Origin of the sequence: Acinetobacter piscicola, from assembly GCF_002233755.1 — a bacterium.
Lineage (GTDB): Bacteria > Pseudomonadota > Gammaproteobacteria > Pseudomonadales > Moraxellaceae > Acinetobacter > Acinetobacter piscicola.
Genome location: NZ_NIFO01000011.1, coordinates 67,088 through 87,456, shown reverse-complemented (window position 1 = coordinate 87,456; position 20,369 = coordinate 67,088). Strand labels below are relative to the sequence as shown.

Genomic DNA, 20,369 nt, shown 5'->3' with positions numbered 1-20,369 from the left:
TATATTCTCAAAAAATCTAGGATAATCATTTCAACGAGATACATATTTAAAAACATGTTGTACTATGATTGATAGGCCTAAAATCTAAATTTGTGACTGAAATAGCAGAAATTAAACAAAACTTTGAATAAAACTGTATAGAATGCAGATAAATCAACAAATACAAATAAATATCTTTGAGGAAAAATAAATGATTAATGCAATGAAAAAAGGCTTACTGGCGCTCACACTGACGAGCACATTGGTATTTTCAGGTTGTGGTTATAATACTTTACAAGCCAAAGACGAATCGGTGACTGCTGCATGGTCAGAAGTTGAAAACCAATATCAACGTCGTGCTGACTTGGTACCTAACCTTGTTAATGTGGTTAAAGGTTATGCAACCCATGAAGAAAAAGTATTGACTGAAGTGACTGAAGCACGTGCCAATGTTGCGGGTTTGAAAGTTGATAAAGAAGTGTTAAATGATCCTGAATTATTTAAAAAATACCAAGAAGCCCAGTCACAAATGACAGGTGCATTGTCTCGCTTATTGGCTGTTACCGAAAATTATCCTGATTTAAAAGCCAATGAACAATTCCGTGATTTACAAGTGCAGTTAGAAGGAACGGAAAACCGTATAAGTACTGCGCGTACTCGCTATGTGGAATCGGTTCAGGATTATAATACTTATGTACGTCAGTTCCCTCAGGTGATGACGGCTAAAGTGATTGGTATGAAAGCAAAACCAAACTTTAGTGCTGAAGCAGGTGCATCAAAAGCACCAACAGTTAATTTTAATTAATAGCTTGTTAAACTTTTATAACGTTCTGCTTTGCTTAAGTAGAACGTTAATGACTGTGAATAATTAAAATAAGGGTAATGTATGATTGAATGGTGGGGAAATTCAGAATTTAAGAAAAAAAGTACAAGGTTCTTTGTGCTTTTTGTGCTGATTTTTTCTTTTCAGTCAATTGCTTGGGCTGAAATTGCAACGGCAACAGATGAACAAGAAGCGCAGGATGTTGTCGTATTAGGTAAAGTTGCTCCAAATACAAATTTACCCAATGTCCTTGGTCCAAACGCAATTAACCCTACACCACAGCAGACTACGAATAATACAAATCAATCAGCGAATTCTCAAAATCTACCCCAAGTCAGCAATGATATGGCAGATGGGCAAACAACTCGAAATATTCCAACTTTAAATCAACCTGTTGTAGATCAAGCCAATATACTTTCGGCAGCGGAAAAACAAAATTTAGACCAGCAGATTCGAGATATTTACCGTCAAGGTAAAGCACAAGTCGGTATTATTATTGTGCCGACAACTGGGCAAGAAGATATTTTTGATTTTACTATGCGTGTTGCTGAGCAATGGAAATTGGGCTCAGCGAAGCAAGATAATGGTTTATTGATCGCAGTTGCAGTGAATGATCATAAAATTCATATTGCAACAGGCTATGGCTTAGAAGGTGTACTTCCTGACATTATTGTAAGTCGTATTATCCGCAATCAAATCACACCTTATTTTAAGCAAGGACAATATGCACAAGGTTTACAATCAGGTGTCAATGAAATTGAGCGTATTCTCAATCTTGATCCTGAAATTGCCAAACAAGCGGCAGACGAATTAAAAGAGCGTCAAGTTCAAGCTGCTCAAGAACAAGAAGCAAAAGATCGAACCTTTACTACAGCGATGATTATCCTGATTATTGGAATATTTTCTTCATTTATCATTGGGAATCGTTTAAGTGCTTCTGTGGCTGGTGTGACTGCTTTTGCAGCAGGACTCATCTATGGTTCAGGCATTGTGATGAGCTTGGCTTTAGGTTTTGGAATATTCTTCTTACTGATAACCTCTTTTGCACAACTGATTTTTCAAATGTTTTTATCTGGTGGTAGGCGTGGAGGAGGAAGCAGTGGTGGCGGTTTTGGAGGCGGTGGTGGTTATAGTGGTGGTGGCGGAGGTTTTGGCGGTGGAGGTGCATCAGGCTCATGGTAACGAAAACTGAAACAACAGAAATTTTGACTGAACCTAAATTACAGGAACAGATGCAACCGAGTTTTAAACGCTGGTTAAAACACTTTCTTTATATGCCTGCATCTAAACGTTATTTCTCAAAACAAGACCAGCAAGCCATCGCACAAATGGTTAAACAAGCTGAGCAGGGGCATGTTGGTGAGATACAAGTGGTGATTGAAGGACATATTCCGAGTCATCAAGCCTACCGACAAAATACACGTTTAAGAGCGCAACAGCTTTTCGCAGAATTGGGTGTGTGGGATACAGAATATAATAGTGGGGTGTTGTTATATCTAAACTTATGTGAGCAAACTGTTGAAATTGTGATAGATCGTGGAATTAATCAAGCAACGACACAGCAGATATGGCAGCAGATTTGTGATCAAATTACCACTGAATTGAAAAGTAAAAAATATCGTCTTGCACTTGAAAATGGTGTGCTGGAAATTGGTAAGATATTGAATTTATTCTATAATGACCAAAACAGTCAGCATCGAGCTGATACAGTGAATGAATTAACAAATAATCCAATAATTTTTAACTAGATCACGGAAAAAGTGACAAGAAATGTCACTTTTTTACGAGAAATTACGAAAAAAAATAAGAAATAAAAAAAATCTTGTAAAGCGTTACATTCCAATTAGAATGAAATTGTTATCGAATGATTGCTTGTTTTTTCCACACGAAGCAGTCAAATAAATTTGCTTGTTAAAGCTATAAAAATTTTTAAAACATTGGAGAAATGTTATGAAATCAGTTCAAAAAGGTTTTACACTTATTGAATTAATGATCGTTGTTGCGATTATCGGTATTTTGGCTGCGATTGCGATTCCTGCGTATCAGGATTATACAGTGCGTACAAAGTGGGCTTCTAACGTTGCTGACGTTGAAGGTGTGAAGACTGCAATTAAAACTTGCTTAAATGATCAAGCAACTGATGGTACAAAATGCGATAGTTTGGCTGAATTACAGGCATATGATTTCCCAGGTACTGCATTACCAACACCTTCTTATGCTGCAGGTGTAGTTGCTTTAACAGGTACAGCTCCTGCTGCTGGTGCTGCTGGTGCTCCTGGTACGCCTGGTAAAGTAAATGTGACTTTTACTGGTACTTCTGAAGTTAAAGCTTTAGTATTTAATGCGGATTGTACTGTAAATGCTGGCGGTAACTTTGAATGTACTAAGACTAGTACTGATACTTTAGATAAATATATGAAAGGTGCTAAGCGTTAATTTAAACATATATTTAAAAAAGTGGCGATAGCCACTTTTTTTTTAATAAAAATAACTAGAATTTACGATTTATTTGGATATCAGGAGTACGGGGATGAATGTAAAAGGCTTTACTTTGATTGAGTTAATGATTGTTGTTGTGATTATTGGTATTCTTGCTGCAATTGCAATTCCTGCTTATCAAAATTACCAAATTCGCACCAAGTGGATTGCTAATATTGCTGAAATTGAATCAGTAAAGAATGCAATAAGGACTTGTATGTTAACTAATGCTGAATTGGGTTATATGTGTGATTCTTTAGTGGATCTACAGGAGTCAGGTTTTGCTGGAACAAGACTTCCACAACCTTATTATGCAATTAACTCAGTACAGTTGACGGGTGTTGCAGGTAAAGTGAATATTAATTTCGTCGGCAGTGATGAGGTGGGTAATCTTGTTTATAATGCGGATGGAAAAATTAATAATCAGGGAAATTTTGTTTTTGAAAAAACATCACTTGATACATTGGGAAAATATTATAATGGGGCTTTAAGGTGATTTATCTATTGTAATTATCCTTAATATTTTTTTATTAAATAAAGAGTACAAGTTATAATACGCTCAGTTTTTCTTTGTCTTTTTATTTATGAAAGCCATTCTTTATATTCTTTCAGCTATTTTACTTCTACTCGCATGGCTTCTCCCGATCCATAAAATGCCATGGACAACTTTTGGTAGCGAAGTGCTGACTTTTCTCTCAGCTTTGGTATTACTTTCAACATTTATTAATAAAGACATTAAAATACCCAAACCACAACTATTGGCTCTACCTTTATTGACCATTCCCTTAGTTCAATGGGGATTTGGCGAAATTCTTTATTTTAGTAATGCTTTATTGTGTACGGCTTACATCACCATGTTTTGGTTAATGGTCGTGGCGGGCTATAACTTAGCAGTGGGTGAGAAAGGGCAAAGAGAGCAGGTCTTTAAAATATTCTGTCTCGTAATATTTTTTGGGGCAAGTCTTTCAAGTGTTATTGCAATCTGCCAGTGGTTAGGATTTAGTGATTATTTTAGTTTGTTCATGAATCGTTTGCGTGAAAATCGGGTATATGCAAATTTTGCACAACCCAATAATCTAGCTACCTTTATCTGTATGGGGCTATTTGCTTGCTTATATTTCTATGAAAAGAAAATATTGCCAAGTATGGTTTTAATTCCAGCCACATTTATTTTTCTGTTGACTATCGCATTGACCCAATCACGTACAGCATGGGTGGTGTGTATATTCACCCTTGTTTATTTAACCATTAAGCAATTCGGTCAAAACAAGCGTTTTGGCTTTGCGAAGTTATTGGCTTGGGTCGGTGTGTTTATTGCATTGATTGCCTACTTACCTATGTTTAATCAGTGGCTCGCATCATTCACCGCACAAGACATTACTCAAACAGCGACAGTTGTGCAAAGAGCATCATCGGGTTATCTGCGTTTAGATATGTGGAATCAAGCGCTTGTAGCAATCACACAACAGCCCTGGTTTGGTTATGGGTGGAATCAAACAGGGATGGCGCAAATTGCTGCTTTTGATTTGTATCCTTCACATGAGTGGTATAAGACAGCGCATAACGTAGTTCTAGATTTATTGATTTGGAATGGCATTCCAATCGGTACTATGATCATTCTTTATGTAGTGTGTTGGTTATTTTGGTTGAATCGCGGTGTCAAAGAACCAGTTTCAATTGCTGCAAGTTTGATGGTGTGTGCCATTCTGATTCATGCTTTATTGGAATACCCAATTCATTATGCTTATTTCTTGCTACCACTTGGCTTTATTCTCGGTATTGTTCAAGCACAATATTCATATTTACCTACAATTAAACTTAAATCAACAATAGTCGTTAGCATTGTGGTAATTGGCTTTGTTTTGATTGGAGTTGTTTATCGTGACTATGTTCTATATCGTCAGCAAAGTGTCTTTATCAATAAGAAAATACCGTTAACTGAAGCGCAACAGCGAGTGATGAATCAGGATATTTTCTTGCTCACACAGTTTAAAGAGCGCGTGTGGTGGATTGGTTTTAATCCACATAGCAAAGTATCTGATCAGCAGCTTGATCATATTGGTCGAATGGTGGCAAATCTTGCCTCTAGATACGATATTTATAAGTATGCACAAGTTTTAGCATTTAATGGTAAGAAGGCTGAAGCTGAACATCAGTTATGGATTCTTAAAACATTACATGGTCAAGAAAGTTCTTATCAGGATTTATTGGCTGTTTCAGCAGTAAAATAATTGCAAATTGGTCATAAAAATCCCCAAATTTATGGATAATGCTGATTAGTTAAGCCTTTTTAAATCCTCCCCAACCCTCCTTTGATAAAGGAGGGAGTACCAAGAATCTAAAATTACAATTGGCTTTGAATGTAATTTTCAATCCCAACACTTTCGGTTAGGTCAAGTTGAGTGGTTGTCCAATCCCAGTATTCTTCTTCTTTTTCAAGAATTTCTTGAACTAAATCGCGAGTGACGTAATCTAAACTTTTTTCAGCCAAATCAACAGCTGCTTTGAGTGCTTCAATATTCTCTTTCACTTTCCGCACATCACAGTTTAAAACTTCAATGGTATGCTGACCAATATAAAGCTTTCCAAGGTGTTGTAGGTTTGGCAAGCCTTCTAAAAATAAAATACGTTCAATAATTTTATCGGCATGCTTCATTTGACGGATCGATTCTTTATATTCAGCTGAACCGAGCTGTTCAATTCCCCAATCATTAAACATGCGTGAATGAAGGAAATATTGATTGATTGCAGTCAAGTGGTGATACAACACTTGATTGAGTTGGTTAATAACGTCTCGATTGCCTTTCATGGTCAAAGCTCCATTCAGTTGTGTGCCTTAAAAAGCTTAAGGCAATCCATGTTGTTATCTTAATCAACTTTATCAATAGTTTCGAGTGATTTATGGAACAGCAAATGAAAATCGCAATCAAAAACAATCGGTATATTTTTAATAATGTTCAATTTTAACTAAAAATAAACCCGCTTTGAGTCGAAGCGGGGGAGGAATATGACCCGAAGATCATGAAAAACTTATTATGATTATTTGGAGGGAATCTATAAATGTTATGCGGCAATGGAAATGCGTGCAGCTATTTCTGCCAATTCTTCATTGATAATACTTTTTGCTTCTGGTGCACAACGCCCACAGCAAGTGCCTAAATCTAAAAGGTCACGAATTTCACGATAGCTTTCTGCACCATTAGCCACAGCATCTTTAATATCTTGATCTGTAATACCACGACACAAACAAACGTACATGAGAGTAAACCACAAAGTTAAATGCGATAACTAGTATTATTGATAATTATTACCATTTGTCAATAAAATTCATTTAAAAAGAGGTTTATCTTTATTGAGTTTTTGAATAAAAAAATACCACCTGATCGGTAGTATTTTTGGTTGATTTTTAAACACATTAAAAATCAATTGTTTGTCTTATTTCTTTAAAATGTTATTGATCAATGATCACAATACCATCCATTTCAACCAAAGCATTTTTGGGTAAAGCAGCAACACCTAAAGCAGCGCGAGCTGGATAAGGTTGTGCGAAATATTCACCCATAATTTGATTGACCAATTGGAAGTGTGAAAGGTCTGTAAGGAAAATATTCAATTTTGCAATATCGGCCAATGAACCACCAGCGGCTTCACAAACTGCTTTGATATTGTCAAAAACACGACGAATCTGTGCTTCAATGCCCTCTACAAGTTCCATGCTATAAGGATCTAAGCCAATTTGCCCTGAAAGATATAAAGTGTTACCGACTAAAATAGCTTGTGAATAGGTACCAATTGCAGCAGGGGCATTCTCAGTGTGGATCACTTGGCGGGACATTGATTTCTCCTTGATTTCAACTCATTTCATCATAATGGATGAAGCGGATACTTGAAAGCGACATCGATTAAACTGATCAGTCAGCGTGATTAACATGCTTTGGCTTTGATGTTGTCATTAATCACGATAGGCATTAGCAAACGCTCAATTCGAGGGAAGCCGAATTGCATACGTAACTCGCGAATGATTTGAGCAATCTGTTTACGGTTATTCACCACGATATTGACGTAAGTTTTACTTTCATGGGAGCGTACAGATTCGACCCCAGTTTTAGCCTTACGACATAAATAAATCAATTCGGAGATTTGTTCATCATTCAATACAAGGTCAATACTTAAATAAGCATTGAAGTTAATATCTTCTTCTTGCTCGGATGTCCATTGTAGAGACATGATGTTTTCAGGATGCAGGTGTTGCTCATGGATCAAGTTGTGGCAACGCTCACGATGAACAATGAGGCCTCGACGAGATAAATGCCCTTGAATTTGATCACCAAACACAGGGTTGCAACAATGTGCATATTTAACATCAACGCCTTCTGTACCTTGAATCAAGCGTTCAGAAACAGTGTGATCTGTAGGCTGCGACTGTGCAAACAAGTGATTGGCAACCAGTTGAGGTAATAAATCACCAACTGCAATCTGTTCAAATAAAGCATTTCTGTCTTGAATATGACGCCATTGCAATAAATCGATCCAATCAGCTTCTGATAAGTCTTTGACAGAGCGATTAAAAAGTTTGAGTGCGCGATTCAAAGCTTGTTGCCCAACTAAACGTTGTTCTTCTAAATCTTGATCTCGCAAAATATTTTGAATGGCACGACGAGCTTTTTGGGTGTTGATGAAACTTAACCAATCAGGATTTGGTGTTGCCAATACATCGGTAATAATTTCAATCACTTGACCACTGACTAATGGTGTGGAAAGTGGTTTGATTTCATTGTTAATTTTAGCACCTACAGCATGATTACCTAGAAATAAACTGGCTGAATAGGCGAAATCAACAGCTGTTGCACCTTGTGGAAGTTCATGTAGTTGACCATGTGGGGTATACACCCAGATCTTTTCTTGATGCAAATAATCAAGCAAATCATTAAATGTAGTTTTTGCACATTCACCACCCACAAGAATATCTAAATTCTTCATCGAAGCCTGAATCGCAGAACGACAAGCTTGTGGTGCATTTTCACCTAAAACCACGCCAAAACGAGCCGCTTTACGCATCAGTTCGGTTTGTATGGTTAATGATAACGTTGTACGCTCGCCTTTAAGTTTAATCATTAAAGACTGATTACCACCAGGTAATGGTCGGCGAATATGGTCTTCATAAGACAATACTTGGAAATTTTCGCGTAAAGCATCTACAAAACGGTCGCAATCGGCAATGCTTTGTAAAATAATTTCAAAAGCATGACTATGCGTTAATTCTTGTAGATCAATTTCATTTTTTACAAAGTGTCGCAAAAGTTCAATATTATTATTCTTCTTCTTAATACGACCTAAAATATTATAATTATTTAATAAATCAACGAGGTTTTGTTCCCAAATCGATTGGTATTTGCATCGTTCAGGTTTGGTTTTAAGTAAGGATTCTTGAACATCGTTATACATATCGAGATCAAGATTTTGATAACATAGATGCTCTAAATTATCCGCCATTTCGTTCATACCAACTAAACGGGCCATAGGAACAAAAATATCAAAGGTTTCTTGGGCGATACGTGCGCGTTTGTCTGGACGCAATGCATCTAGTGTCGTCATATTGTGATAACGATCAGCAAGCTTGATGATAATCACACGTGGATCTTGCAGCGTTGCTTGTAAGATTTTACGAAATGAGGCTGCTTTATTATATTCTTTATCGCTTGAATGGCTCAGCTTCGTCACACCATCAACCAATTCGGCAACGGTTCGACCAAATTTTTCAACAATATCTTCTTTGGTGAAATCGGTATCCTCGATCACATCATGCAATAGTGCAGCCATGAGCGTTTCAGCATCCATACGCATATGCGCCAAAATACAACTCACAGCAATGGGATGAAGAATATAAGGTTCACCGCTTTTACGGGTAATACCATCGTGCGCAATATCAGCATAATCACAAGCTGCAAGAACCCGCTCGACATCGCTCAGTTTTAAATAAGCGTCGATAATCATATTGAGCTGCTGCTTGGCTTGACTGACCTCTTGGCCTGGCATAAAACACCTATCATTAATTGCGAATTTGAACGATTTTCCCCAATCCTTTAATGAAAAGCATATTGAGTCACTTGTCAATTTCTAGAAATAAAAAATATCTATTTTTTTTAACAAATATTTAGGATTTTGTCGATGTGTTGGCAAAATTATTTACGATAAATTTGCAATAAAAAAGCCTAGTATAAAAACTAGGCTTTTTAAGAAGGTTTAACTTATTGGAAAGAAAAACCATCAAGATTGAGATTGTTTGCAGAAAGAGCAAGATCAAGACTCGATGTTTGATAATCTTGATCACGTTGTTTCAATATATCTTTAGTCACATGACCAATCGCAATTTCACGTAATGCAACAACAGTTGGCTTGTCATTGTCCCACTCAACAGTAGGCTCAATACCTTGACGTGCCAATTGACGCGCGCGTTTGCTTGCCACTAGTACAAGCTCAAAGCGGTTGTCTACATGGTCTAAACAATCTTCAACGGTTACGCGTGCCATAAGAATTCTCGTTTGAATACAAATTTTTTAAATAGACTGCGGAGTATAAAATGCTTTCACGATAGACTCAAGTTTTAATCGACAGCTAACTCAAGATTGTGGTGTGATTAACTTTTCAATCAATACTTGATGACGATTTGCTTGTTGCTGAATTTTTAAACGATTGGCGTTAATTACAGACTCTAAATCGTGCAATGCCTTATTGAAGTCATCATTAATAATAATATATTCAAAATTAACATATTGCTGCATATCAGCAACAGCACAGCTTAAGCGATGTTCAATCACTTCAACAGAATCCGTGCCACGATTAGACAAACGTTGACGTAAGTCAAACTGTGTTGGAGGGAGAATAAAGATTTGTTTAGATTCAGGAAAAATCTTACGAACTTGTTCCGCACCTTGCCAATCAATTTCTAAAAGTACATCGTGACCTTTTGCTAATTGATCTTTTACTGTAGTTTGAGCAGTACCGTAATAATTACCAAAAACTTCAGCATATTCAATAAAACCACCTTGATTCACTTGATCAAGAAAGTTTTCTTTTGAAGTAAAATGATAATGCACACCGTCGAGTTCGCCAGGTCGTTGACCACGAGTCGTATGAGAAACTGAAACATGCAAATTACTGACACGTTCAAGTAGCGCTTTAACGAGAGATGTTTTGCCTGTTCCCGATGCCGCAGAAACGACAAACAATAGACCCGACATGATATTTTTCCTGATATGATAAAATATCTTCTCTATTTTAGAGTAGACGGCACACAAACAAAACAGTTTTTAACGGTTTTTATTATTTGTTTGTGTTCTATCGATTAAAATTATCCAAGCATTTAAGTGAGTATTGAGGGTTCTATGGAAATTGTATTGGCCAATCCACGTGGATTTTGTGCAGGTGTAGATCGTGCAATTGCCATCGTCAATCGTGCACTTGAATGTTTTAACCCACCTATTTATGTCCGTCATGAAGTGGTACATAACAAATTTGTGGTGGATGACTTACGTCAACGTGGTGCGATTTTTGTCGATGAACTTGATGAAGTGCCTGACGATAATATTGTTATTTTTAGCGCACATGGTGTTTCAAAAGCGGTACAACAAGAAGCAGAACGCCGTGGCTTAAAAGTTTTTGATGCAACATGTCCTTTGGTCACTAAAGTTCATATCGAAGTGACTAAATATGCGCGAGAGGGAACGGAAGCAATTCTGATCGGTCATGAAGGACACCCAGAAGTCGAAGGGACAATGGGTCAATACGATAAAAAAAGTGGTGGTGAAATTTATTTAGTTGAAGATGAAGAAGATGTAGCTTCTTTAACTGTAAATCATCCTGAAAAAGTTGCTTTTGTAACGCAAACGACACTGTCTATAGACGATACAGCAAAAGTCATTGATGCTTTACGCGCAAAATTTCCTCAAATCCAAGGGCCGAGGAAAGATGATATTTGTTATGCGACACAAAATCGTCAAGATGCGGTTCGAGATTTGGCAGAACAGTGTGATGTGGTTTTAGTTGTAGGTTCTCCAAATTCTTCTAACTCAAACCGTTTGCGTGAACTCGCTGAGCGTATGGGGAAGCATGCATACCTTGTAGATAATGCGGATGAGCTTCAACAAGAGTGGTTTAAAGCTACCGATAAAATAGGAGTGACCGCGGGTGCATCAGCTCCTGAAATTCTCATTAAACAAGTCATTCAACGCCTACAAGATTGGGGGGCAACAGCACCACATGAACTCAATGGGCGTGAAGAGAATATTACATTTAGCTTACCGAAAGAGTTGCGAATACAAGTCACGCAAGCTTAAATTTAATCTAATTTTTTTAAGCAGATAACTGAATTTTTCAGTTATCTGCTTTTTTATGCCATTTATCCAACTTGTATTGGTTTTGTAATGAATTGGTCTATGATTTTAAATAGGGTAAAGTTTTGTTGCTATGGAGTTGCGATGCGAAATAATCGAGGATTCACCTTAATTGAGTTGATGGTGACAATAGCTGTTTTGGCGATTATAGCAATGATGGCAGCGCCTTCTTTTACGCAAACAATTCGAAAAATGCAGTTGACAAGTGATACACGTGATTTTGTAGATATTTTGGCGGAGACGCGATCGGAAGCGATTTTTAAACAAAGCCCAAGAGTTTTAGCGTTAGATAATAGTGTTGCTGTATTTTACAAAAGATGGTCATCCGTTTATGTGACAAAATTAAGTGGTGATACGAGTGTCACTTTTAATCGTTTAGGGCAGACTACAGTCACAAATAATGGACAGTGCTTTGTGTTTAAACATAATAATGATGCAGCCTTGAAAGCTTATGTATATGTACAAAAAGGTGGAACGGTGTTGTATAACAAAATGGCTACAAGTTGTCCGACTTGAGAATAAGGGATAATTAAAAATGATGAATACTCAAAAAGGGGTTGGACTTGTAGAAGTATTGGTTGCTTTGGTACTTCTCTGTATTGCTATATTGGGCTTTGTTGCACTGCAAATTAGGGCTGTTACAGCAAGTAATGAAGCTGGTTTGAATGTTCAGGCAACAAATATCGCTCGAGATTTGGCGGAGAGGATGAGGATGAATCGATCGGGTTTAGATGATTATAAGAATGTAACTAATCCGCCAACGACTTGCGATAGTACATTTTGTACACCACAACAAATGGCACAATATGATTATGCTCAAGTAAGAACTCACGCCACTAACTTAGGTATGAGTATGAATGTTCTTAATTGTCAAGGTTCTACTTTGGTTCGTAAATGTGTTTATGTTGCATGGGAAGGTACAACAGCAACAAATGGTACAACTAGCGCAGATTGTACTAATGGTGCAGCTTATGTAGTTAATGCTAAGTGTATCATCATGGAGGTGTATAACTATGGAAGTTAAAACTTACCCCATGAATAAAAAGTTCCGATATTCTAATAATATAAGGCGAAATCATATTTCGGGGTTTACCCTATTGGAATTAATGGTTGCATTAGTATTAGGATTGTTGATTGCTGCTGCTGGTTTGTCTGTTTTTTTTGGGAGTCAACGTTCTTTAGGATTGCAGCTAGGGATGAGTGAGTTGCAACAAAATGCTAATTTTGGACTATCTTTAGTCACACACGATTTGCGTCACGCTAATTTAAACACCATATCATCACAGAGAGTTAACTCTGTAATAACAGGTTCGGGCATTGTATTTAAGAAAGAGAACTTACCCGATGCATTGCGTACCATTGCTGATTTAGAGGAGCAATTGGTTACTTTGCAAGCTAAAGATACTGATAATACGTCAGGGAAAAGTGATCGCTTAACCATTCAATATGTCCCTGCTGTAAGTAGTATTATTAACTGTGAAGGAGAGGAAGTTACCTCTGCTTCATCAAAAGTAATCGTACAACGCTATTATCTAGCGCAAACTCCGCAGCAAGTAACTGGTGAACCAACAGCCTATTCTTTATATTGTGATGCAGCGTCCTATGATGCTGCTGGAATGGTTGGTTTAAATACTGACGCTCAGCAATTGATGCAACGAGTCGATGCTTTTAAAGTGCGTTTAGGTGTTAAAAATCCAACAGGTAATTTACGTTATATGACAGTAAATGAATATATCGCTGCAATGGATACTATTCGCGCTGCATGTGCAACACCAATTGTAGAGGACACCTGTTCGAAAAGTTATTTAAATGTTGTATCTATCGATGTGGGTATTCTTTCACGCTCTACAGGAACAATTGGCTCAAACGCAAATTTAAATACTCAAACTACGTTTGAAGTTGCAGGTGCAAATGTCACCTTATCGGGTGATGCAGTCATGAATAAACGGTATTTACGGCAGGCTGTCAATCAAGTCGTTGCAATTCGTAATACATTGGGAGCATCGTAATGAAACAACAACAAGGTGCAACTCTGATTGTGGTTTTGATCATTTTGGTAATCATTACTTTACTTGGTACGATCGCAGTTAAAACGGGAATTTTGGGGTTAAAAATCGCAACCAATAGTCAGGTTAATGCTTTACTCTTAGGTAACTCGGATTCAGCTTTGTTCAATATAGAAAATCCAGATCAGATCGCAAGACAGTTGGCGTTAGATGGGATGTTTGCTTATTTTAACTCATCTGCCAATGCTGAAGATGAATTGGTATTTTGTTATCGTGCTACGCAAAGTTCATTTTTTGCTTTGTCTAAAGCAAGTGCTATTACTGCGAGCAATACGACTACAAAAATTGGAATAGATGGATTTTGCAAAGCAGACCAATTTGCAATGGGGCGCTCTGCGGTGCTATCACAAGTTTATTTGACTAAAAACACGACACCCACTGCACCGTTTAGTACTGCACCAAAAGGAACAAGTCTTGGACAAAGTAATGTTCCAATGACAACGAATAATATCGGTGCAACTGTAATTTCAGTATTACCAAGTTTCTCAAGTGCGACAAAAACACAAATTGAAGCCTGTTTTAAACAGCGTGCATCTGCTGTTGGAGCTTGTTTTGATGGTTTGGGAATTCCTTATAATATGCAGCATTCAGATTATACGGTTGGTGGCCAACCGAAATTGATATCGTAGAGAAAGAGGATTTAGAGATGAAACAGTTAAATCAAAAAAATGTACTTTCAGCTGCGGTATCGATGGCGATGACTTTATCTATCTGCCATAGCGTGTCTGTACAAGCAAGTGATATAGAAATATATTCCAACCCAACTTCTGGGAAAACGACCATTACTATGATGCTCGATACTTCTGGAAGTATGAGTGAACCTGTAGTGGGAGCATCTGCTTGTAATCTTGATAAAAATGCGAGCTATACTGCTGGAAATGAGCCTTCTGGAACAACGCCATCTTATACACGTTATTATTGTGCAGTTGATATTCCAAACTCTGTTTCCCAGCGAATTTATTATTATAAGCGTACAGGTTCAAGTGGAAATCGTTCTTGGTTTGGTTGTGGTGCATCTGGTTCTACAAGTCAGGCGGACTGTGTAACCTCGATCAGTAATCCAAGCCCAGATGATAGTTTTGATAATACTAGTAGTAGTGATCCTCGATATTATTATAAAAATGAAAAACCTAAACAAAAGTCTTATGATCGTTTGACGCAACTAAAAGATGCGATTTTTACTCTAATGAATAGTAATCAAATTGATTCTAATACGGTTGCAATTGGAGTGGGGCAATTTTCTTCGCAAAGTGGTAATGATAATGTATATACCAGTGCAGATGGGTCAAGTGGGAAAATACTTGTTCCGGCAGCATTATTATCAGATACGCAGCGTAGTGCTATTAAAGCAGCTGTTGCTGATTTGCGAGGTTCGGGCGGAACGCCAACGGCTAACGCTTATGCCGAAGTAGCTGCTTATATATTGGGAACAAATACTACTGCAAATGTTACAGGGATGCGGGAAGAATATGTAAGTTATAGCACCGATGGATGGGGGCGGGTATTATTTGCTAAATGTAATAGTTGGTCTGGATTTTCTTGCAATTCATACAATACAGGAGCTGGTGTAATCACTGGTTCAGTAGGTTGGAATACACAACAATGTTCATTGGGTTGGTCCCCATCAAGAATTTGCTTAGTACAAAGTAATACTTCTACAGCTGCTAGTCTTGGTTTCAGCGGATTTTTAAAATCGATAAATGCTAGTAAAATAGGAAGCTCTGCAACTGCAGTAAATTATCAAACACCATTATCTACATCAAGTACGCAATGTAATGGTCAAGGCATTTATTTTTTAACAGATGGTGAGCCGAATAGTTCGCCTGTACCTGTGCCTCTAATGAAGGCTGCATTGGGATCAAATGGTTCAAGCTTTACTATTCCTACAGTAGGAGTACTACCAGAAGGCTCTCAGGCCAATAATAGTATGTCTGCAGTGGGTGAATTTGCCAAAGCTTTACGAAATCAAAAAGCATCGCCTACTGCTGCAAACCGAAATCCTTTAGGCTTGGAAATAAAAACAGCTGTTGTTGGTTTTGGTTCTAATTTTAATGTGGATCGAATTGCAGACGCTGAAAAACTAGAAGCAGACAGGATTATTCGTCGTTTAAATTATATTAATAACAATGGGCAGCGTACAAATGAAATACGAGATTACTATAACTGTTCACTTATAGCAGATGTTGATGCAAAAAATGCTTGTAATTGGGGAGCTAAAGCTCACCCTGATTTACCAACAAGTGTAGGTGGGTATGGTGAGGGCGGGTTTTATTCTGCACAATCTACTGACGATGTTGTACAGAGTGTTGTTAAGTTTTTAGACGACGTAAAACCTGAGTTTGATCCTGTTGCAACAGGATCTCCAACTTTACCTCAGGACGCTTTAAATCCGTTACGTATACAACCTTATGGTTATTACGCTTCTTTTACACCAAAACCACAGGATTCTACTCAATTATGGGTAGGTAATCTGAATAAATATCATATTTATAATGGACAGCTTTATAATGAGGCTAAAACGTTACGTTTAATTAAAGACGATGGATCATTAGATTCTGCAGCCAAAGGTATTTGGACTGATGGTATGAAAGGGCAATTGCCTCTGGGATTGAAAGCTAATACTGAGCTTGCAAATCGTACTATATTTACCAATCGTGAAATAACAGGTTCATCTGCGCCATATACTTCTCAAGAAGCCAACTCATTGAAGAAAGTAAATATTGAAGCCTTATTTGGTACAGGTAGTTCGGCTTTGTTTGTAAATGATCCTGAAAAAAACTATTGGCTTAACTTGCTTGGTTATAATGTGGGTGCAACTGAAACTGGAATTACCTTAGCGGGCCTTGCAGGAAAATCAGAACTACGTCAAGTTGGTGCGGTGATGCATTCAACGCCAATATTACTTACTCAAAGTGGTAAAATTACGGTTAGTGCAACAGGTGTATTAGATACAACAGATCGGGAAGACTTCTTATTATTTGGTAGTACACAAGGTTTATTGCATGTCGTTCGTGCAAGAAAAAGTGCTACAGATGTGAATGATGCTGGTAAAGAGGTTTTCGCTTTTGCGCCAAATGAAATGATGCAAAATCAGAAGAATGCTTTTTTATCTGAAACGAGTAGTACACTTGGTAAAAACAACTTGTTCTACGGAATAGATGCACCATGGACAGCGTATACACAATATGTTTCTAAGGCAGATGGAACATTGACTGTAAATGACTCTGGGCGAACTAGTGATGGTAGTACGAATACAGATTTAGCACTTAAAGGCTTACAGTGGGTTTACGGTGGTTTACGTATGGGTGGTAAAAGTTACTATGCACTGAATTTATCTGATTTAGATAACCCAAGTTTAAAATTTCATATCGACCCAGCAAACTCGAAGATCTATAAGTCTGATAGCACAGTGAATGTGACAGCTCTAAGCTATATGGGACAAAGCTGGTCTAAACCAACACTCGCCTATGTTAAATTTGGCGGTGAAAAAAAACTGGTGATGTTTGTTGGTGGTGGTTATGACACTGGTTATGAAAATGCAAATTATGATCAAAATACAACTACCGGTAGTGGTGCTGGTGTTTATATGTTTGATGCAGATACAGGTGCTTTACTTTGGTGGGCTGGTGCCAATGCAACTGCTGAAAAAGGGGCGGAAGCTTTTACAGATGCTAGTGCAAACACAATTAATATGAAATATAGTGTTGCTAGCCAGATCAATGCTATTGACCGTGATAATGATGGTTTGGTTGATCATCTTTATTTTGGTGATTTAGGTGGACAAGCTTTCCGTGTAGATTTAAATAATAATATCACTGCAAAATCAAGTTTTGCGACACGTGTGGTACGATTATTTTCGCAACATGCGAGCGGTGGTACAAGTCCTCGTTTTTATGAAATGCCAAGTTTTTCTATTCATGATGGTAGTAATGGTTACGTTGCTGCTGTGGCTTTTAGCTCTGGTAATCGTAGTTCTCCACTTGTTGGGGCATCTGGAACTAACCAAGCAGGTTCAAGTGTGAGTGCTTTAGATGGAGTATACGTGGTATATGATAAAGACGTAGCTAAAGCAAATTTGTATGCTTCATCACCCGCACCGACTTTGGTAACGCAAAATGTAGCTCTTGCTTCGTTAAATACAAATATTGCAACAGGTGTCACTCTATCAGATAACAATGGATGGAAGTACACTTATTCAAACACTGCTGGGGCCTATAAGGGAATGAATGAACTATATGCCTTAGACAGTATGCTTTATGTAAATGTTTATCATCGCGATGGTGTTGGTATAGGTGGTACTTGTGGTGCTGGGGTAAAAGGTGACTCTTATATTTATCAATTCTGCTTACCTACAGGTAAATGTCCTTTTAATACAAAACTAACAGATGTTCCAAATAATGTTAAAATAGGAGCTGGTATTTTAGGAACAGGTTTAGGACAGAGTTTTGATAATAATCCTGATAATACAGGTTTGATTATTAAACGACCTGATAATTTTAATTGCACAGCAACACCCAATTTACCAGAATGTCAGAAATTTAGTACAGCAGCAAAATTAAGACAATTGCGTTGGTATGAGACTAGATAAAAGGAAAAGTCATGGATAATCAAAAAGGCTTTACTCTTATTGAATTGATGGTAGTCGTTGTGATAGTGGCAATATTTGCCGCTATTGCTATTCCAAGTTATGCGCAATATATGGAACGTAAAGATCTTGCCACAGCAAAACAAGAAGCTTTACGTATTGCTTCAGAGCTAGAGCGATTTAAAGCAAAAAACTTTAGTTATAAGGGGTTTGATGCGAGTACCTTATATAGTTATACCAATACGGATACTAATGGGGTAGTTGCTACTGATAGCTATTATAACAGTACAACGGGTCAGTTACTTTTACCTGTTGGATCAACAGTTTCGACATCAAAATATATCTTAACTTTAGTAGATGCTGGGAGTGCGCATAAACCCCTGACGGTTATAAATGGTTCCGATGGTAAGGAAACATCTGATTCAGCAGGAGTTAATGGTTTAACGTGGATTATTGCTTTAGAGCGTGTTAAGGGAAGTGATGGAGAGCCGAAGCAACCACGAAACTATGATTTGTTACTAACAAGTGCTGGAGTTCGGTGTATGACTAAAACTAAAAATATTGTGACTAATTATCTCAATTGCGGCAGTAATGGTGAATCGTGGTGATGAAAAGTATCAAAGGCTTTACCTTGATAGAATTGATGATTGTTGTGGCTATTATTGCAATTCTTGCGGCAATCGCCTATCCATCATATACTCAGTATAAAATTCGTACTAATCGTGCAGATGTACAAAGTGAAATGATGAATATAGCTCAACGTTTACAAAGTTATTATGTCATTAATCATAATTATACAAATGCAAAGTTAGATAATAATGATGTAAATAAAGATTATCCGACCTCTAATGCTGTATACACAATAAAATTGACAGGAACTGCCCAAACATGGGTATTAACAGCAGAACCTAAATCATCCACTATTCAATCATCTAATGGAAATGTAATTTTAGATAGCCAAGGCCAAAAATGCTGGACGAAAACAACAACGGCATGCACCCCAACAGCCACCTCAAACTGGGACGGTAAATAAAATAAATTCAAAAATGTGGATAAATAAATTTTAAGCTTTCTTTCATTGTAAAGATAACGTAAAATGTTGCCCTCTATGAAAGGGGTTTGAAATGTTCCGATGGTCGGTACAGGGATAATCCGTAAAAACTATAAGGTTCTATCATGGTTGTAATTCGCCTAGCACGCGGTGGTGCTAAAAAACGTCCGTTCTATCAAGTAATCGTAACTGATAGCCGTAATGCACGTGACGGTCGTTTCATCGAACGTATTGGTTTCTTTAACCCTACAGCTCAAGGTAAAGCAGAAAAACTTCGTTTAGATGCTGACCGTTTTGCTCATTGGATCGCTCAAGGCGCTCAACCGTCTGATCGCGTTGCTTCTTTAGCTGCTCAAGCTAAGAAAGCTGCTGCTACTGCATAATTAAATTTTTAATTAGGCAGTAAGCCCATGACACCAGCACAGAATGTGCCCGAAGATCGTATTCAGATTGGACAGCTACGTTCAGCATATGGATTAAATGGGTGGCTCTGGGTCTATTCCAATACAGAACCTATGAGCAATATTTTTGACTACCTGCCTTGGTATATAGAAACCAAAGCAGGTTGGCAAATTATAGATGTGAAACGTTGGAAACCGCATGGCAAAGGCTTAGTTGTTTCGTTGAAAGGTGTGAGTGATCGTACCGCAGCGGATAACTTAGTGGGTGCAAATGTTTGGATTTCAAAATCGCAACTGCCTCAAGCAGGCGTGGACGAGTATTATTGGTCAGATTTAAAAGGCTTAACAGTGTTAGGTCTGAATGACGAAGAGCAAGAAATTAATCTCGGTAAAATCCATGAATTGTTTGAAACAGGCGCTAATGATGTGATGGTTGTTCATGCAACACCAGAAAGCATTGATAGCGAAGAGCGAATGATTCCATGGCATAAAGATGTAGTACAACGTGTTGATCTCGAAGCTGGTCGTATCTACGTGAATTGGGGCGTAGATTATTAATCCTTTAAGGATGAACGCAGCAGGAAAATAGAGGA

Annotated in this window: 22 protein-coding genes; 16 read left to right on the top strand and 6 right to left on the bottom strand. The window is 37.7% G+C overall.

Annotation, left to right across the window (positions count from 1 at the left end; translation table 11 throughout):
- The first annotated feature begins 202 nt into the window (after nucleotides 1-202).
- From CDA10_RS12345 to CDA10_RS12320, 6 genes are all read left to right on the top strand, one after another.
- Entirely contained in the window at nucleotides 203-784 is a 582-nt protein-coding gene (locus CDA10_RS12345) for a LemA family protein (protein ID WP_407640378.1), read from the top strand.
- 81 nt (nucleotides 785-865) lie between these two features.
- Entirely contained in the window at nucleotides 866-1,984 is a 1,119-nt protein-coding gene (locus tag CDA10_RS12340; RefSeq protein WP_089605903.1) for a TPM domain-containing protein, read from the top strand.
- On the top strand, nucleotides 1,978-2,550 hold the full coding sequence (locus CDA10_RS12335; RefSeq protein WP_089605902.1) for a TPM domain-containing protein: 573 nt from the start codon (nucleotides 1,978-1,980) through the stop codon (nucleotides 2,548-2,550). Before CDA10_RS12340 ends, CDA10_RS12335 begins: the two co-directional genes overlap by 7 nt.
- 202 nt (nucleotides 2,551-2,752) lie before the next feature.
- Nucleotides 2,753-3,238 carry a pilin gene (locus tag CDA10_RS12330; RefSeq protein WP_089605901.1) on the top strand — a complete coding sequence of 162 codons (486 nt, stop codon included), beginning with the start codon at nucleotides 2,753-2,755 and terminating at the stop codon, nucleotides 3,236-3,238.
- A 94-nt stretch (nucleotides 3,239-3,332) separates the two neighbouring features.
- On the top strand, nucleotides 3,333-3,776 hold the full coding sequence (locus tag CDA10_RS12325; protein WP_089605900.1) for a prepilin-type N-terminal cleavage/methylation domain-containing protein: 444 nt from the start codon (nucleotides 3,333-3,335) through the stop codon (nucleotides 3,774-3,776).
- A gap of 88 nt (nucleotides 3,777-3,864) precedes the next feature.
- Nucleotides 3,865-5,511: a PglL family O-oligosaccharyltransferase gene (locus tag CDA10_RS12320; RefSeq protein ID WP_089605899.1), complete on the top strand. Its 1,647-nt coding sequence runs from the start codon at nucleotides 3,865-3,867 to the stop codon at nucleotides 5,509-5,511.
- Nucleotides 5,512-5,624: 113 nt separating this feature from the next.
- Here the strand turns inward: CDA10_RS12320 and bfr are convergent, their stop codons facing one another.
- From bfr to gmk, 6 genes are all read right to left on the bottom strand, one after another.
- On the bottom strand, nucleotides 5,625-6,089 hold the full coding sequence (bfr, locus tag CDA10_RS12315; protein ID WP_089605898.1) for a heteropolymeric bacterioferritin subunit Bfr: 465 nt from the start codon (nucleotides 6,087-6,089) through the stop codon (nucleotides 5,625-5,627).
- 254 nt (nucleotides 6,090-6,343) lie between these two features.
- Nucleotides 6,344-6,538 (bottom strand): bacterioferritin-associated ferredoxin, encoded by a 195-nt coding sequence (locus CDA10_RS12310; protein ID WP_089605897.1) that lies wholly within the window; start codon nucleotides 6,536-6,538, stop codon nucleotides 6,344-6,346.
- A 193-nt stretch (nucleotides 6,539-6,731) separates the two neighbouring features.
- On the bottom strand, nucleotides 6,732-7,115 hold the full coding sequence (locus CDA10_RS12305) for a RidA family protein (protein ID WP_089605896.1): 384 nt from the start codon (nucleotides 7,113-7,115) through the stop codon (nucleotides 6,732-6,734).
- An 89-nt stretch (nucleotides 7,116-7,204) separates the two neighbouring features.
- On the bottom strand, nucleotides 7,205-9,316 hold the full coding sequence (locus tag CDA10_RS12300) for a RelA/SpoT family protein (protein WP_089605895.1): 2,112 nt from the start codon (nucleotides 9,314-9,316) through the stop codon (nucleotides 7,205-7,207).
- 212 nt (nucleotides 9,317-9,528) lie between these two features.
- The gene (gene rpoZ, locus CDA10_RS12295; protein ID WP_089605894.1) at nucleotides 9,529-9,810 is read right to left on the bottom strand and encodes a DNA-directed RNA polymerase subunit omega; all 282 of its coding nucleotides are present in this window, start codon (nucleotides 9,808-9,810) and stop codon (nucleotides 9,529-9,531) included.
- Between the two features lie 90 nt (nucleotides 9,811-9,900).
- The gene (gene gmk, locus CDA10_RS12290) at nucleotides 9,901-10,521 is read right to left on the bottom strand and encodes a guanylate kinase (protein ID WP_089605893.1); all 621 of its coding nucleotides are present in this window, start codon (nucleotides 10,519-10,521) and stop codon (nucleotides 9,901-9,903) included.
- 144 nt (nucleotides 10,522-10,665) lie between these two features.
- On the opposite strand from gmk, the gene ispH reads away from it, so the two are divergent.
- The 10 genes from ispH (at nucleotide 10,666) to rimM (ending at nucleotide 20,334) form a co-directional block, all read left to right on the top strand.
- A complete protein-coding gene (gene ispH / locus CDA10_RS12285) occupies nucleotides 10,666-11,616 on the top strand; it encodes a 4-hydroxy-3-methylbut-2-enyl diphosphate reductase (RefSeq protein ID WP_089605892.1) in 951 nt (316 codons plus the stop codon).
- 141 nt (nucleotides 11,617-11,757) lie between these two features.
- Entirely contained in the window at nucleotides 11,758-12,189 is a 432-nt protein-coding gene (locus CDA10_RS12280) for a pilus assembly FimT family protein (protein WP_089605891.1), read from the top strand.
- A gap of 19 nt (nucleotides 12,190-12,208) precedes the next feature.
- Nucleotides 12,209-12,697, top strand: coding sequence for a type IV pilus modification protein PilV (gene pilV, locus CDA10_RS12275; protein ID WP_089605890.1), 489 nt, complete (start codon nucleotides 12,209-12,211; stop codon nucleotides 12,695-12,697).
- Between the two features lie 10 nt (nucleotides 12,698-12,707).
- Nucleotides 12,708-13,682, top strand: coding sequence for a PilW family protein (locus CDA10_RS12270; protein WP_089605960.1), 975 nt, complete (start codon nucleotides 12,708-12,710; stop codon nucleotides 13,680-13,682).
- Nucleotides 13,682-14,368 carry a pilus assembly protein PilX gene (locus CDA10_RS12265; RefSeq protein ID WP_089605889.1) on the top strand — a complete coding sequence of 229 codons (687 nt, stop codon included), beginning with the start codon at nucleotides 13,682-13,684 and terminating at the stop codon, nucleotides 14,366-14,368. Before CDA10_RS12270 ends, CDA10_RS12265 begins: the two co-directional genes overlap by 1 nt.
- A gap of 17 nt (nucleotides 14,369-14,385) precedes the next feature.
- A complete protein-coding gene (locus CDA10_RS12260) occupies nucleotides 14,386-18,327 on the top strand; it encodes a pilus assembly protein (RefSeq protein WP_089605888.1) in 3,942 nt (1,313 codons plus the stop codon).
- An 11-nt stretch (nucleotides 18,328-18,338) separates the two neighbouring features.
- Nucleotides 18,339-18,932, top strand: coding sequence for a type IV pilin protein (locus CDA10_RS12255; RefSeq protein WP_089605887.1), 594 nt, complete (start codon nucleotides 18,339-18,341; stop codon nucleotides 18,930-18,932).
- A complete protein-coding gene (locus tag CDA10_RS12250) occupies nucleotides 18,932-19,357 on the top strand; it encodes a type IV pilin protein (protein ID WP_089605886.1) in 426 nt (141 codons plus the stop codon). The genes CDA10_RS12255 and CDA10_RS12250 overlap by 1 nt, the downstream gene beginning before the upstream one ends.
- A 143-nt stretch (nucleotides 19,358-19,500) precedes the next feature.
- Nucleotides 19,501-19,758 (top strand): 30S ribosomal protein S16, encoded by a 258-nt coding sequence (gene rpsP, locus CDA10_RS12245; protein WP_089605885.1) that lies wholly within the window; start codon nucleotides 19,501-19,503, stop codon nucleotides 19,756-19,758.
- A gap of 27 nt (nucleotides 19,759-19,785) precedes the next feature.
- The gene (gene rimM / locus CDA10_RS12240) at nucleotides 19,786-20,334 is read left to right on the top strand and encodes a ribosome maturation factor RimM (protein ID WP_089605884.1); all 549 of its coding nucleotides are present in this window, start codon (nucleotides 19,786-19,788) and stop codon (nucleotides 20,332-20,334) included.
- Nucleotides 20,335-20,369: the final 35 nt, after the last annotated feature.